Here is a 14361-nt window from a genome sequence, read left to right as displayed (position 1 = left end):
GACAAGGGCTTCCCGCTAGCATGTGGCCGTGGTGAACAAATCGAAGAAACCGTATGTCGACAATGGCTGGCCGAAGCTGGCCGAGGGTGACCACGCCGTCACCGAACTGTCGTCGACCCGCTCCGGTGGGCTTTCGCCGTTCGGCGAGGACACCGAGTTTCCGGTCCCGGCCGAGCAGCTGCCGTACATGCACCCGCACACGGTGATCAACCGCTGACTTCCGGGCTGGAAAGCCAGACAAGAAGGCCCCCGCATCGACAGTGATGCGGGGGCCTTGTTGTTGACGAACGTCGGGTCAGGAGGGGAGCAGCCCCTTGTTCGCCTCGTAGAAGTTCACGATGGCCGGATCGAGCTTGGCTCCGCTGCCCTTGGCGGCGTTGAAGAAGTCGAGGGCCGGCTGCGGGATCTGCACACCCTGCTGCTGCACCAGCGCGACGGCGCGGTCGACAGCCTGGTAGATCTCCTGGTGCGTGTCGGGCGCCTGCACCTGGGCCGGGTTCCACTTCGGGGTGGACGGCTCGGCGGGCACATCGCGCTGGGTCGGCGCGCTGCGCAGGCCCAGGGAGGACGAGCAGGAGGGCCAGGCGCCCCAGCCCTGCGAGGCGAGGACCTTCTCGGCGACGGCGATCTGCTCTTCGCGGGAGGCCTGGTAAGCGGTGGGAGCGTATTCCTTGCCGCCGTGGGCGTTCCAGGTGCTCGGCGAGAACTGCAAGCCGCCGTGGAAACCGTTGCCGGTGTTGATGCCCCAGTTGCCGCCGGCTTCGCACTGTGCGAGGCGATCCCAGTCGGAGTCGGGTGCCGCGCTGGCGTTTCCGGCCAGGGCCACGCCCGCGGTGCCGAAGATGGCGCCGGTGACGGCGACCTTGGCTACGGTGCGACCGGTGGAGGTCGGCTTGCGATGGCGTCCACTCATATCCGGTGTCTTCCTCTCGTCCGCACCTGCGAGGCGTCTTGAATAAGATCCAGCGCTCGGAAACGGACTGAGAGGTCGTCCGTCCCGCCCTCACCCCTGATCCAGTCGGGGTCCGGTACCCGCGGGGTGAGGCTCGGTGCGGCGGGCCGGTGGTGCCGGGGTGCCCCGGCTGGAATAGACGGTACGACGATCGCCGCGAAAAATCACTATTTGATAACCGGCGTGTATGCGAAGGTCTCGGCACGGTGCCCAGTGGCGCGAAAGTGCTTCTGCGCAGCTAGAAGCCGCTCAGGTCGCCCGGTAACGGTTCGACGCCGTCCCGTGACCCGTCCGTGATGTGATCAGGATCACATCCAGGATTCGGTAACGGGCGGCTCGGGTAACTCACCTGGCGCGCCGGCCCGACCACAGCGCGTATCCCAGGCCGAGGATGAAGCCCAGCGGCGCGAGCATCGCGGTGAGGTACAGCCACAGTCCGGGGGAGGCGTCGCTGACGATCGGGGTCACGAAGATCGCGACGACCGCCAGCAACCCGAGCGCGAACAATCCGAGGGCCGATCGCAGAAACCAGTCGCTGGGTCGGCGCGGCGGTTGTGGTGCGGAGGGGTTCGTCACCGGTCGACCGTAAAACTGGTGTGCCCTGGGGGATGTCACCGGGGTAGACTCGGGGGCAATCGCGTCCTGCAGGCTTGTGGGGCGCGTTCTTTTCGCAAGCAGAAAATTTGCTCGGGCCGTTGGGGTTCCGAGTGTCGATGATGAACGGGTGAGCGCAGTGCCGACCGGCAGGGTGAAGTGGTACGACGTCGAAAAGGGCTTCGGCTTCCTTTCCCAAGATGAGGGGGAGGACGTCTATGTCCGGAGCTCGGCGCTGCCGCAGGGCATCGAATCCCTCAAGCCGGGGCAGCGCGTCGAATTCGGAATGGCCGCGGGTCGCCGCGGGCCGCAGGCGCTGAGCCTGAAACTGCTGGAGGCGCCGCCGTCGGTGGGCCGCGGGCAGGAACGCGAGCGCGGTGCGCACAAGGATCCCGCCACCCCGCGCCGCACCGCCGACGAACTGCACGGGATGGTCGAAGACATGATCACCCTGCTGGAGACGAAGGTGCAGCCGGATCTGCGCAAGGGTAAGTACCCGGATCGCAAGATGGCGCAGCGGATCTCGGAGGTCGTCCGGGCGGTCGCGCGCGAGCTGGACCACTAGGTCCTGGCATCCCGGCGAACGCCGGGGTCCACAAACCAAAAGGAGCCCATCCACCGGATGGGCTCCTTTTCTGTCCTACATGGTCACGATCGACCAGGCAGCGTGCGGGATCGGGAAGGTCTCGCCGGTCTCGTCGCGGGCCAGGGTCAGCAGCTGAAGTTCCACACCGACCAGCCGCAGCTCCGGCATCGGACGCGAATCGATGGTCAGAGCTCGCGCGTTCTCCGGGTAGTCCTTGGCGCTCTTCACCGTCTCCACGAGTCGACCGTCCTCGGTGGCGTACACCAATTGCGCCCGCCACGGCGCGTCCGTGATCTGCCGAGGCAGCGACAGCTGCAGCGGGTAGCCCGGCGGCACCGGCAGCGCGATCGTCCGGCCCGTTTCGCAACCGGCCGCTTCGCAGGGCAGGTTCTCGAAGATCGTGCCCGCGATGTCGGTGGCGTTCCGCGGCAGTACCCGGCAGTCACGCATCGTGACGGCGCAGTAGGCGAACGGGGTGACGTCGACCGTTTCCCCGTGCGCGTAAGCGGTGAGCTCTGGCGCGTGCTTCGGCGCGTTGCGCACCGCGTTGACGGTGAGCACCGCCGTGAGCACTCCGACAATCAGCGCGGCCACCGCGAGTAGGGCGATGATCGTGCGGCCGCTGAGCTTACGTCGCTCACTCACTGAGGGGATCTCCAGTCGGTCGGGGGATGAATGTCGTTGTGCCGGGCACCTTCTGCTCGACGTGCTGCGGCCGGTTGCCGGTCATGAAGGGCAGCAGCGAATGGCCGCGGTAGCTGAGGTAGGTCTGCGCCAGGCCCAGCACGAGTATCACCGAGACGAGCGCGAAACCCTTCCACCACTCGGTCGGCATCAGCACGCCGGCGGCGCCGCCGATCACCCAGGACAGCTGCAGCACGGTCTCGGACCGGCCGAAACCGGAGGCGATCGACTCCGGCGGCAGATCATCCTGGATCGCGGCGTCCAGCGACACCTTCGCCAGCGCGCTGGCGGCGGAGGCGACCAGCGTCGCGATGGCCGCGCCCAGCAGGTTATCGGCGAGGATCGCGAAGATGGCGACCAGGGTGCAGGCCGCGGTGCAGCCCACCACGATCAGGGAGGGGCGGCCGAGTTTGAGGCGGGCGCCGGTCGCGTTGCCGGTGAAATTGCCGATCGCCGCGGCCGCGCCGACGATGAGCAGCATCATGGCCTGCTGGGTCGGACGGTGCTCGGTGGCCTTGGCGACGAAGGCCACATAGAAGGTGAGGAACCCGGTCAGCACGCGGATGGCGCTGTTGCCCCAGAGCCCGGTGACCACGGCGCGGCCCAGCGGCTGCCGGCGGCGGCGCGCCGGCACATCGGGCGCGACCTCACGCAGCACTTCGGTGCGGGCCTCCTCGCCGTGATAGCCCAGCGTCGCGGGAACCTCGCCCTCGGTGACCTCGACCCAGCGCGGAATCCGCAGGCTCAGATAGGTGCCGGCCAGCGCGATCAGCACGGCCAGGATCAGCGCGCCGTTGGAACCCGCGAGATAGGCCGCCAGCGCGGCCAGCGCGCCCGCGCCGATGGTGCCGCCGACCAAACCGAAAACGGTGAGGCGGGAATTCGTCCGCACCAGATCGATCTCCGGCGGCAGCACGCGTGGTGTCACCGCGCTCTTGAGCACCGAGAACGATTTGCTGCCGATCATCATGCAGAGCGCGAGCGGGTACAGCGCGATGTTGTTGAACTGGAAGATCAGCATGACCGCGACCACCGCGCGCACCGCGAACGAGGTCGCGAGCGCCAGTCGCCGGCCGCGTTGCAGCCGATCCAGCAGCGGACCGATCAGCGGGGCGATCACCGCGAACGGGGCGATGGTGATCAGTAGATACAGCGCGACCTTGGATTTGCTCTCGGCGGTCGCGCTGGCGAAGAACAAGGTGTTGGCCAACGCCACCGCGATCGCCGCGTCCAGGGCGAAGTTCGTCATGGTCGCGTAGGTGAGCGCGGTGAGGCCGGACTTGTCGGCGCCGTCGGCCTTCGCGGCGCGCTGGAAGGTGGCGAAGCCCTTTTCGGTGAGCTCGCGGCCGCGCATCACGGCGACCCGGGTGACGGTGAGTTTGCGCGGCACACGCTGGCCGGCCGGTTCGGCGGGCGGGATCTGCTGGGTCTGTTCGGGCGGCGGCGCTTGCTGCTGCGGGCGGGCCGGGGGCAGTGCCTCCGGGCGCGTCGGCGGAAGCGGCTGCGGCTTCGGCCGATTCGGGAAGACCCGGCGCGGGCTGGGTTTACCCGCCCCGCCGGCCGTGTCGCCCCAGCGGCGGTGTTCGGAACCCAGCGGCGGCAGGGGGCGGGTCGGCGGTGGATAACTGTCGAACCCGGGGTGCCGATGGATCGGTGGATCTTCCACGCCATCCCAGGGACCACGGTCGGGACCGGTGGGATCACGAGGAGTAGTCACACGCTCAATTCTGACTGATCGGCAACTGTGCGGTATCCAGGCCGTCCGGTTCGGTGCCTCACACCGGGACGAAACGCACCTCGAAGATCGTCGGCCAATACTTGCCGGTGATCAGGAAACGATCGGTGCCGGGCAGGTGAGCGATGCCGTTGAGAACATCGGTGCGGGCGCGTTCGGCCGGGGTGAGCAGTTCGCGCGCGTCGATCACCGCGAGGACACGCCCGGACTCGGGATCGATGCGGAGGATCCGATCTGTGGGGTAGTCGTTCGCGTAGACCGTGCCGTCGGCGGCGCAGTCGAGTTCGTTGAGGTGTGCGCCGCGGTAGCCGCCGAGCTCGACCGTGCCGGTGACCGCGAAGCTGACCGGGTCGCGGAAGGTCAGCGTGCCGGTGCCGTCGCTCATCACCAGGCGGTCGCCGCGGGCGCACAGGCCCCAGCCCTCGCCCTCGTAGGTCGCCTCGCCGCGCAGCGCGAGACTGTCCGGGTCCCGGGCGTAGGCGGTGTGGTCCTTCCAGGTGAGCTGCCAGAGGGTGGATCCGGTCCGGGCGATGCCCTCGCCGAAGACTTCGCCGGGCGTGTCGGCGCGGGCCAGTTCCGCGCCGGTGTCGAGATCGCTGGCGCGCACCCACGACCTGCCCGTCAGGCCGGTGCTCTCGTACAGCACGCCGTCGTGCACCTCGAGGCCCTGGGTGAAGGCCTGCGGGTCGTGCGGGCGGGTGCCCACGACCTCGATGCGGAGCCGTTCGGGGTCATCGTCGGCGCCGCCGCAGCCGCTCACTGTGAGCAGGCAGAAAAGAACAGCCATGGCCAACGAACGCGGATTGCGTTCCATACGGCAAAATGTAGGCCGTGAGCGCAGTAAGTGTTTCGGAGCCCGGTGTAAGGCCCCTATTGGCCGATGCCGTGGACGTGGCCCGCCGTGCGCTCCTGGAGCTGGAACCGTCGGCGGTCGGCACCCACCTCGGCGTGTCGGCCGAGGACGAGAGCGCGGCGACGCACCGATTCGAGGCCACCCTGGCCGGCTACCGCGGCTGGCAGTGGGCGGTCGTGGTGGCGGCGCCGCCCGGTGCGGAGTATGTGACCGTCAGTGAATCGGCGCTGCTGCCCGGGCCCGACGCCCTGGTCGCCCCCGACTTCGTGCCCTGGGACCAGCGGGTCCGCCCCGGCGATCTGGCCCCCGGCGACCTGCTCGCCCCGCCCGCCAACGATCCGCGCCTGGCGCCCGGCTACGTCGCCACCGGCGACCCGGTCGTCGACGACGTCGCCTTCGAGGTCGGCCTCGGCCGCACCCAGGTGCTCAGCCTGGAAGGCCGCGCCGAAGCCGCCGACCGCTGGTACGCCGAACTCGGCCCCGACACCGACATGGCCAAGGCGGCCCCCTCCACCTGCGGCCTCTGCGGTTTCTACCTCCCCCTCGCCGGCGCCCTCCGCGCCGCCTTCGGCGTCTGCGCCAACGCCATGGGCGCGGACGGCCGCGTAGTCCACACAGAGTACGGCTGCGGCGCCCACTCCGACGTCGCGCCCCCCACCGGCGGCGGCTCCCCCCTGTACGAGGCCTACGACGACGCCGCCTACGACGTCATCCCCGCCGAGGCACTGCGCAAGCCGGAAAAGTCAGCCGGCAACTCCACCACCGAAGCAGCGGCCGAATCCGAGCCGACCGCCGAATCTGTCGCGGCTGCCGAAGCGCAGTCGGGTCTCGACCCGCAGACCGACGCTGCTGCCGAACCGGTCGTTGCCGCCGAAGCAGCGGCCCGTTCGGATGTGGCTGCGAATCCCACTGCGGCAACCGAATCCGAGTCGACCGTCGCGGCTACCGAAGCGCAGTCGCATGCCGACACGCAGACCACTGACGCTGCAGAGCCGGTCGCGGCGCAGACCGCCACGTCGATCGAGCCCGAGGCGGTTGCCGAGCTGATCGCGGATGCTGAGGCCGAGTCGGGTTCTGGTGTCGAATCGCGGACCGCGGCTGCTGGGGTCGAGTCCGAGGCGGCCGTTGAGCCGATCGCGGTTGCTGGAGCCGAGTCGGGTTCTGGTGTCGAATCGCAGACCGCGGCTGCTGGGGTCGAGTCCGAGGCGGCCGTTGAGCCGATCGCAGTTGCTGACGCCGAGTCGCACTCGGCTGCTGTTGAACCGGGTGTCGAGGCTGTCGCGACAGGTGCAGTGGAGAACGCTGAGCCGGGTGTTGAGGCTGTGGCATCTGCTGCGCGCGCGAGCGAGCCTGCCGCCGATGTGAACGAGTCTGCTGCCGCCAGGGTGAGCGAATCCGCTGCTGCGGGTGGTGTCGAAGCAGCTGCGCAGCCTAGTGCTGAAGAAGTTGCCCAGCCTAGTGCTGAAGCAGCGGTGGCGGCTGCCGATGCCCCGTCGAAGAACGGTGTGGCACAGGTGAACTCCGCGCTCGAGGTGGATTCGGCGGGCGATGCCGAGGCGGCGTCCACTGCGGTGAGCGTGCGGCCGAAGGGCGACGTTGCGGTGCGGGCTGATGCGTCCGGGGCCGATCCGGTGGATGCGCATGTTGTCGCCGCGGAATCGGCCGAATCCGCTGCCGCGGAGTCGGTGACGTTCGTGGCGGACAGCAAAGGCGAGGTTGTCGCGGATGCGGATGCGGATGCGGAGTCGGGCGAGGGCGACGCGCAGGAGCCGGTGACCTACGTGGCCGACAGCAAGGGTGAGGTCGCCGTGGCCGAGCAGGTCGAGATGCTGGGCGATGCCGCGGTAGCGGACTCGGAGTCCGAGTCATCGCGCAACTGAGCGACGCCGACCCGTTCGGCACCTCGAAGCTGCGTGCGGGAGTTCTTGCCGCCTGGCGCGATTCGCCCACCCGCCTGCGCGAGGACGCCGCCACCGAGGCCGACCTGGTGCGCGCCGGCTACCGCGACCGCCTGCTGACCGAGCTCGCCCAGAACGCCGCGGACGCCGCGGCCAAAGCGGAAGTCCCAGGACGGGTAACCATCCGCCTCGACGGCCGCACCCTGCACATCACGAACACCGGTGCACCCCTGGACCTCCCAGGCGTGCACGCCCTGACCGCCCTCCGCGCCTCCGGCAAAGCCGACCCCACCACCGTCGGCCGCTTCGGCGTCGGCTTCACCGCCGTCCTGTCCGTCAGCGACGATATCGAAATCCGCTCGACCACCGGCTCCCTGCGCTTCTCCCGCCAACTCACCGCGGAGGCGCTGTACGACAACGGGATCCAGACCCCCGAGGGGTCGATCCGCGATACCGAATCGGCATCTGGTCAGCGCCACGTCGGGCAGGGGCAGCCGCGAGTCGGCGCCGCGGACCGCGGGGACGACTTCGGCGCCGCCCAGGGCCGCGATTCCACGACGCCGGATCTGGAGCCGGCCGGCGAGACCGGCAGTGCGACGCCTGCTCATGGGGTGAGTCGCGGGTCCGCTGCCCCGCACGAATTCGTTCCTCCTGCACTGCGGTTGGCGTGGCCCGGCAGCGCAGGCCCTGAGACGGGCGCGGACACCGAAGTGGTGCTGCGTCTGCGCGATGACGTAGACGCCGAGTCGCTGCTGGCAGGCATGCTGGCCGAGGCTGCCGACTTGCTGTTGGAACTGCCCGCGTTGCAGAGCATCCGGATCGGCGACGACGAGATCGTCAGCGTCGTCAGTGCGCTGGGCGATGGACTTCAGGAATTGCGGATCGATGGTCCGGGGTTCGAACGGCGGATCTGGTGGCAGTACAAGACCTCTCGGGCGCGTTGGCTGCTGCCCGTGCGTGGCGGCAAAGCGGTTCCGGCTGGGAACGATGTGCTGCGGGCTCCTACGCGGTCGGATGAGGAACTGTCGCTGCCCGCGGTGTTGATCGCGGACATTCCGATGCAGCCGGATCGCCGCCGGTTGCTTCCGGGTGCGCGGGTGGACGAATTGGCCGCTGGTTATGCCGATTTCGCACGAGCGCTGCCACCCACTGACCGTCTGGTGCTGGTTCCTGCGCCCGGATTCGCCCGTAGCGAGGCTGACGGCCTGATCCGTGAGGCAGTTACCCGGGAGCTGCAAACTGGCTCCTGGCTGCCTGTGGTCGCCGGGCGCACCCCTTCGAGGGATGTCGTCGGCTCGTCGGGGCTCGCTGAGCTCGACGGTTTCGCCGACACCGCGATAGCGGGGGAGTCCACCGGGCCCGACGCCGTGCCCACGCGGGCGAGCGTATTCACCGGCCTGACAGCGGAATTGGCCGGCCTGCTCGATGATGTGGTCGGGCCGTTGGTCATTCCGGAGCTGTCCGGCCGCGAACATACCGAGGCGCTGAATGTGCTCGATGTGCATCGGCTGGGTTTGGCGCGGCTGGCGGAGCTTTCGAGCGGGCTGGAGCGGGAGCCGGGGTGGTGGCGGCGCTTGTACGACGCGCTGGAGCCGTTCGTGCTGGATCCGCTGGCGGCGGAGGAGCTGGGGGCGCTCGCGGTGCCGCTGGCGGACGGCCGGGTGGTGACCGGGCCGCGCACTGTGGTTTTGGATGATCAGCTGGAGATGGCTGTTCCGGTGCATTGGGCGCGGCTGGTGCATCCGGAGGCGGCGCATCCGCTGCTGGCCCGGCTGGGGGCGCGGTCGGCTACCGCCGAGGACCTGCTGAGTGACCCGGGCTTGCGGGCGGAGCTGGAGGAGCGTCCGGCGGACGAGGACACCGTGGACGCGGTGCTGCGGCTGGCGGTGCACGCCAATCCGGCGCTGCTGCCGGAGTGGCTCGGCATGCTCGAATTGCCCGACACCGCAGGGGAATCACGACCCGCCGACGAGCTGCTGCTGCCCGACGCCCCGCTGTATCCGCTGCTGGTCGCGGACGCCCCGCTCGGCACCGTCGACAAGGAACTGGTGGACGCCTACGGCGCGGAGGCGTTGCGGGCGATCGGCGTCGGCTGGGATTTCGGCGTCGTCACCGAGGAGGATCCGACCGGCCCGGATCATCATCTCGATGACGAAGCGCAGTGGTGGGCCGGACTTTCCGACGACCCGCGGGAGCTGGCCGCGGTCCGCGACCTGGATCTGGTCGACGAGGTCGCCTGGCCGGATGCGCTGCTGCAGTTGGTCTCCGAGCCGCACACCCGCCGGCTGCTGGCCGACCCGAACGGCTACACCGCGTGGTGGCTGCGCAGGCATGCCCGCATCGACGGCACCCCGCTCGGCTTGCTGCGGCATCCGTCGGATCCCGAATTCGCCGGTCTGCTGGCCGAATTCGATTTCGAGGGCTTCGGCCGCACCGATCTCGACGCGTTGCGCGCGGTCTTCGCCGACTCGCGGACCATGTCTCCGGAGCTCGCCGCCGCCCTATTGGCGGCACTCGCGGATCCGGCGAAAACTCCTGGCCCCGAGGCGGTTACGCGCGCACACCGCAGGCTGGCCGCCGCGGTCGCCGCCCAGCTGCTCGACGTCGCCGAGCTCGAACTACCGGATCGGGTCCGCGCCCTGTCCGGTGCGGTGATCGATCCGGGCGACGCGCTGATCCTGGACCAGCCCTGGTTCGCCCTGGCCGTCCCCCCGGAGCGCCTGGTGTTCGGCGGTACCGAGCACGCCTCGGCCCTCGCGGCCCTGCTGGACCTGCCGCCGGTCTCCGCCGCCGTCACCGCCGAGGTGCTCGGCGCCGGGCGCCGCACCAACTGGGCGTCGGCTCCGCTCGGCGTGGTGCTGCGCGAAATGTTCACGCAGCCAACGCAAGACGGCGATCTGGTACTGCACGACGAGCTGCGGATCCGGCTGGACGGCGCCGCCCAGGGCACCGTCGAGGTGCCGTGGTGGCGCGAAGGGGCCACGACACACGTCCGGATCCCCGAGCCGCGCTGACGGTCAGCGACCGGTGGGAACCGCGTAGTTGGTGAGCATTTCGCTGAGCAGATCGAGCTGTCCGCGTACCGCTTCGCTGTCGTTGTCGACCAGCCAGCGCAGCACCATGCCGTCGATGACCTCGAGCACGAACCGGCTCAGCGACAGCACCGGGACCGTCCACTGGTTGGACGTGGCATCGCGGGCGTGGTCGAGGATGTCGGCCACCGTGGCGTCGTTGAACGCGTACTGTTCGCGCGCGATGGCGAGTTTCGCGGGGGTTTGCTCACCTTCGCGCAAGGCGTAAGTCGTGGTTTCGTAGGTGAGTAGTTGACGCTCGGGTGTGGCTTCAATGTTGAGCCACATGAGTTCGAGTGCCGTGCGCACCAATTTTTGAAGTGCTTCTTTTCCACTTCCGACGTCTTGCCAAACCGTTTCATTGGCGTCGACGGAATCGCGTAATTCCATCGCCAGCGCCTTGACCAGCTCGGTCATCAGCGCGTCCTTATTTTCGAAACAGTAATGCACCACACCGAGCGAGACTCCGGCCGCCTGAGCCACATCACGCGTGGTCACACCGGCGACGCCTTTTTTCTCGGCTAGCCCAATGGCCGCCTCGATAAGGTGGGCCCGTCGTTCTTCGACGCTCAATCGGGAGGACACCCCAGGGAGTTAAGCGCTCGTGGCGCGTGCAGTCAATTCGCTGGCTGGAAAAACTTGCACTGGACGGATGTCCAGTTCTGTGGTTCAGTGCCAGCGGAGACTAAGGAGTGCCCGTATGCCGTTGTCGCGCAGGACCGTTCTCGCCGGGACCGTAGTGGGGTCGGCGACCTTGGCCACCGCCGCGGCGGCAGGTGGTATTCCGGGCGCGCGGAGCGCCACCGCCACGGCCGCGCCCGCCGGCGGCTACCTGATCGGAATCGGCCTGTCCGACATCACCGGTCCGGCCGCCGAATGCGGCATGATGGGCTACTCCCAGCTGGAGCAGACCACCGCGGGCATCCACCTGCGCCCGCGGGTGCGCGCCTTCCTCGTCGCGGACGGCGACAAGCGAGTCGTCTTCGTGGTAGCCGACAACGGGATGATCTTCGGATCGGTGCACCGCGGCGTAATGCTGGAGCTGGCACGGCGTTTCGGTGATCTCTACACCGAGCAGAACGTGCTGCTCACCTCCACCCATTCGCACGCCACCTGCGGCGGCTCCAGCCACGACCACGCCTACAACCTTGCGATTCTCGGCTTCCAGCAACAGGTTTACGACGCCGAGGTGCACGGCATCGTGGAAGCCATCGCCGCCGCGCACGCCGACCTGAGCCCCGGCACGCTCGCCCTGGGACGCGGCGAACTGCACGACGCGAGTGTCAACCGCTCGCGCGTCGCCTTCGACCGGAATCCCGACGCGGACAAGAACTACTTCCCGCCGGCCGGAATCGACCCCGCGGTGACCGCGCTCTCGATCAGCAAGGGCGGCAAGCAAGTCGGGGCCATCACCTGGTTCGCCACCCACAACACCTCGATGAGCAACAAGAATCGCTTGATCAGCGGTGACAACAAGGGTTACGCCTCGTTCGCGCACGAGCACACCGAGCACGGCGTCCGATACCTGGACGGCAGGCCGGATTTCGTATCCGCCTTCGCCCAGACCAACGCCGGCGACATGTCGCCGAACCTGAACCTGAGCCCGACCTCCGGCCCCACCGACGACGAGTTCGAGAACACCCGCATCATCGGTGAGCGCCAGTACCGGGCCGCCAAAGCCGCCCTGGCGCAGGCGCAATCGATCGCCGGCACGGTCGACGCGCTGCTCTGCTACATCGATCTGGCCGATATCGCGGTCGAGGGCCGCTACACCACCGACGGCCGGCCCAACCGCACCTCGCCCGCCGCGGCCGGCGTCGCCCTGATCGCGGGCAGCACCGAGGACGGGCCCGGGCTGCCCGGCATCCCGATCCCGGAGGGCGTGCGCAACCCGTTCCTGAAGGCGGTCGGCGATCCGCGCCAGCCCGCGCCCGCCTGGCTCGCGGATGCCCAGGCCCCCAAGGCGATTGTGGCGCCGCTCGGCCTGCTGGGCTGGGTGCCCAGTGTGGTGCCCATCCAGATCATGCGGATCGGGGAGCTATACCTGGCCGCCGCGGGCGGCGAGTTCACGATCGTGTCGGGCCTGCGCATCCGCCGGGTGGTCGCCGACACGCTCGGCGTTCCGCTGGAGCAGGTGCTGCTCCAGGGGTACGCGAACACCTACCACGAATACGTCACCACCCCTGAGGAATACGACGCCCAGCAGTACGAGGGCGGCTCAACCCTGTTCGGCCGCTACACACTTCCGGCCTACCTCCAGGAATTCACCCGACTAGCCTCGGCGTTCGCCGCCCGCCAGCCGATCGGACGCGGTCCCGCGCCGCGCGATGTCTCGAACATGCAGCCGAACTTCGCGGTCGCGCCGGGACCGGACGCCACACCCGCGGGCCGCGCGTTCGGGGACGTGCTGACCCAGCCGGCCGCCGCCTACCAGCGCGGCGCCCAGGCCGCCGCCGAATTCGTCTCCGCCCACCCGAAACACAACCCGCGCCGCAACGGCACCTTCCTGGAAGTCCAGCGCCGCAACAGCTCCGGTGCCTGGGTCCGCGTGGCAAACGAGGGCGAATGGGCGGTCCGCTACCACTGGAGCAAGCGCGGCATCGCCGAATCCGTGGCCCGGTTCACCTGGGACATCCCCGCCGACGCCGAAGCGGGCGCCTACCGGTTCGTGCATTTCGCCGACAGTCTGGGCGGCGACGGCGCCCTGCGCCCGTTCACCGGAACCAGCGACGAGTTCACGGTGACCTAGAGCCCGGTCTGCGCGCCCTTGTCGCCGCGGCGAGCGCCCCGCCGCTGGATCAGGAAGATGGTCAGGCCGAGCAGGCCGACGCCCATCCCCATCAGGCAGACCGGCCGCAACGATTCCCAGCGGTCCCCACTGGCCCACACCACGATCGTCGCGAGGAGCCAGAGCGCGCTGCCGACCGCCAGCACCGGGCGTGGATCGGTGAAGCGCGGCGGGATCTCCGGAACTTTCTGGGTCACCCGACCAGCCTAGCGTCCTCCCGTCGCCCGGCCATCGCTCCTCAATCGCTGACGCGATGCTCTGATACCGCCTGCCCGCCCTGCGCAGGTCCCGTATCGTTTGCCCTTGTGACAATGCCATCGGATGTTCGAGCCCTCGCCGGCGAGCTCTCGCTCGCCGTGGTACGGCTGACGCGACATCTGCGGGGCCGCCGAGCCGATGCTCAGATCTCGTTGACCCAGCTGTCCGCACTGGCCACCCTGCACCGCGACGGCGCCATGACCCCGGGCGCGCTAGCCGCGAAGGAGCGGGTGCAGCCACCTTCGATGACCCGGGTGATCGCCTCGCTCACCGACCTGGAGCTGGTGGAGCGCAAACCGCACCCCACCGACGGCCGGCAGATCATCGTCTCGCTCTCCGACGCGGGCCGCGCCCTCATCGACGACGAGGCCAGTGCCCGCGAGGCCTGGATGACCGAGCAGCTCTCGCAGCTCACCGACGAGCAACTGGTCGTGCTCACCCGGGCCGTCGGCATCATGAAGCAGATCGTCACCGACTCCGAGTAAGGGTCAGCGCGCGTACTCCCGCGCACCGAAAGGCTGGTCGCTGTCCACGATTTCGCGTCCGAGCGGGAACAGCGACAGCGGGATCATCTTCAGGTTCGCCCAGCCGAACGGGATGCCGATGATCGAGATGAACAGCGGAATGCTGGTCAGCAGATGCCCCAGCGCCAGCCACCAGCCCGCGAAGACGAACCAGATGATGTTGCCGATCATCGAACCGGGGCGCACCCCCGGCTTCTCCACGGCGCTGCGCCCGAACGGCCACAGCGCGTAGGCCGCGATCCGGAAGGACGCGATGCCCCACGGAATCGTGATGATCAGAAGGCAGCAGATGATGCCGGCGATGACATAGCCGACCGCCATCCAGAACCCGGCGAAGATGAGCCAGAGGATGTTGAGAACCAGCTGAATCGGCTTCATGGGCCCAGGATACGTCGGGATTCTGACAGGAAGCTGGGAT

14 protein-coding genes are annotated in these 14361 nt (G+C 69.0%); 6 read left to right on the top strand and 8 right to left on the bottom strand.

Annotation, left to right across the window (positions count from 1 at the left end; genetic code table 11):
• Positions 1-28 precede the first annotated feature (28 nt).
• The gene (locus AB0M14_RS02655; RefSeq protein WP_209884268.1) at positions 29-217 is read left to right on the top strand and encodes a hypothetical protein; all 189 of its coding nucleotides are present in this window, start codon (positions 29-31) and stop codon (positions 215-217) included.
• A 78-nt stretch (positions 218-295) separates the two neighbouring features.
• Here the strand turns inward: AB0M14_RS02655 and AB0M14_RS02650 are convergent, their stop codons facing one another.
• Together AB0M14_RS02650 and AB0M14_RS02645 are read right to left on the bottom strand one after the other, a co-directional pair.
• Positions 296-913, bottom strand: coding sequence for a resuscitation-promoting factor Rpf1 domain-containing protein (locus tag AB0M14_RS02650; protein ID WP_364987793.1), 618 nt, complete (start codon positions 911-913; stop codon positions 296-298).
• A gap of 384 nt (positions 914-1297) precedes the next feature.
• Complete coding sequence (locus AB0M14_RS02645) at positions 1298-1528, bottom strand: hypothetical protein (RefSeq protein WP_364987791.1); 231 nt, start codon at positions 1526-1528, stop codon at positions 1298-1300.
• Between the two features lie 157 nt (positions 1529-1685).
• Here AB0M14_RS02645 and AB0M14_RS02640 point away from each other — a divergent pair, with 157 nt between their 5' ends.
• Entirely contained in the window at positions 1686-2111 is a 426-nt protein-coding gene (locus tag AB0M14_RS02640) for a cold-shock protein (protein WP_364991235.1), read from the top strand.
• 75 nt (positions 2112-2186) lie between these two features.
• Here AB0M14_RS02640 and AB0M14_RS02635 read toward each other — a convergent pair whose 3' ends face one another.
• From AB0M14_RS02635 to AB0M14_RS02625, 3 genes are read right to left on the bottom strand one after another with little or no spacing between them, the layout of a single operon-like run.
• Positions 2187-2777, bottom strand: a complete 591-nt coding sequence (locus tag AB0M14_RS02635) for a DUF2771 domain-containing protein (protein WP_364987788.1) — start codon at positions 2775-2777, stop codon at positions 2187-2189.
• Positions 2770-4533, bottom strand: a complete 1764-nt coding sequence (locus AB0M14_RS02630; RefSeq protein WP_364987785.1) for an MFS transporter — start codon at positions 4531-4533, stop codon at positions 2770-2772. The genes AB0M14_RS02635 and AB0M14_RS02630 overlap by 8 nt, the downstream gene beginning before the upstream one ends.
• Before the next feature lie 58 nt (positions 4534-4591).
• Positions 4592-5365, bottom strand: a complete 774-nt coding sequence (locus AB0M14_RS02625) for a glutaminyl-peptide cyclotransferase (protein WP_364987782.1) — start codon at positions 5363-5365, stop codon at positions 4592-4594.
• 17 nt (positions 5366-5382) lie between these two features.
• On the opposite strand from AB0M14_RS02625, the gene AB0M14_RS02620 reads away from it, so the two are divergent.
• Together AB0M14_RS02620 and AB0M14_RS02615 are read left to right on the top strand one after the other, a co-directional pair.
• Positions 5383-7284, top strand: coding sequence for a DUF3027 domain-containing protein (locus AB0M14_RS02620; RefSeq protein ID WP_364987779.1), 1902 nt, complete (start codon positions 5383-5385; stop codon positions 7282-7284).
• The gene (locus AB0M14_RS02615) at positions 7281-10316 is read left to right on the top strand and encodes an ATP-binding protein (RefSeq protein ID WP_364991232.1); all 3036 of its coding nucleotides are present in this window, start codon (positions 7281-7283) and stop codon (positions 10314-10316) included. Before AB0M14_RS02620 ends, AB0M14_RS02615 begins: the two co-directional genes overlap by 4 nt.
• A gap of 3 nt (positions 10317-10319) precedes the next feature.
• On the opposite strand, the gene AB0M14_RS02610 is transcribed toward AB0M14_RS02615, so the two are convergent.
• On the bottom strand, positions 10320-10946 hold the full coding sequence (locus AB0M14_RS02610) for a TetR/AcrR family transcriptional regulator (protein WP_364987775.1): 627 nt from the start codon (positions 10944-10946) through the stop codon (positions 10320-10322).
• Positions 10947-11073: 127 nt separating this feature from the next.
• Here AB0M14_RS02610 and AB0M14_RS02605 point away from each other — a divergent pair, with 127 nt between their 5' ends.
• Positions 11074-13122, top strand: a complete 2049-nt coding sequence (locus AB0M14_RS02605; protein ID WP_364987772.1) for a neutral/alkaline ceramidase — start codon at positions 11074-11076, stop codon at positions 13120-13122.
• Here the strand turns inward: AB0M14_RS02605 and AB0M14_RS02600 are convergent.
• Positions 13119-13358 (bottom strand): DUF2530 domain-containing protein, encoded by a 240-nt coding sequence (locus AB0M14_RS02600; protein WP_364987769.1) that lies wholly within the window; start codon positions 13356-13358, stop codon positions 13119-13121. The two genes, AB0M14_RS02605 and AB0M14_RS02600, sit on opposite strands and share 4 nt — an antisense overlap.
• Before the next feature lie 114 nt (positions 13359-13472).
• Here AB0M14_RS02600 and AB0M14_RS02595 point away from each other — a divergent pair, with 114 nt between their 5' ends.
• Entirely contained in the window at positions 13473-13904 is a 432-nt protein-coding gene (locus AB0M14_RS02595) for a MarR family transcriptional regulator (RefSeq protein WP_364987765.1), read from the top strand.
• Between the two features lie 3 nt (positions 13905-13907).
• Here the strand turns inward: AB0M14_RS02595 and AB0M14_RS02590 are convergent, their stop codons facing one another.
• The gene (locus AB0M14_RS02590; protein ID WP_364987763.1) at positions 13908-14321 is read right to left on the bottom strand and encodes a YccF domain-containing protein; all 414 of its coding nucleotides are present in this window, start codon (positions 14319-14321) and stop codon (positions 13908-13910) included.
• Between the last annotated feature and the right edge of the window lie 40 nt (positions 14322-14361).

It is taken from the genome of Nocardia sp. NPDC051832, from assembly GCF_040681285.1.
GTDB lineage: Bacteria > Actinomycetota > Actinomycetes > Mycobacteriales > Mycobacteriaceae > Nocardia.
Note: the sequence above shows the minus strand (reverse complement) of the source record. Positions and strands in the feature narration are given on the sequence as shown.

Excerpts from the sequence above, each read along its gene's own strand:
- AB0M14_RS02595 (WP_364987765.1), top strand. The coding sequence starts at position 13,473 with ATGCCATCGGATGTTCGAGCCCTCGCCGGCGAGCTCTCGCTCGCCGTG.
- AB0M14_RS02590 (WP_364987763.1), bottom strand. The coding sequence starts at position 14,321 with ATGAAGCCGATTCAGCTGGTTCTCAACATCCTCTGGCTCATCTTCGCC.
- AB0M14_RS02625 (WP_364987782.1), bottom strand. The coding sequence starts at position 5,365 with ATGGAACGCAATCCGCGTTCGTTGGCCATGGCTGTTCTTTTCTGCCTG.
- AB0M14_RS02605 (WP_364987772.1), top strand. The coding sequence starts at position 11,074 with ATGCCGTTGTCGCGCAGGACCGTTCTCGCCGGGACCGTAGTGGGGTCG.
- AB0M14_RS02650 (WP_364987793.1), bottom strand. The coding sequence starts at position 913 with ATGAGTGGACGCCATCGCAAGCCGACCTCCACCGGTCGCACCGTAGCC.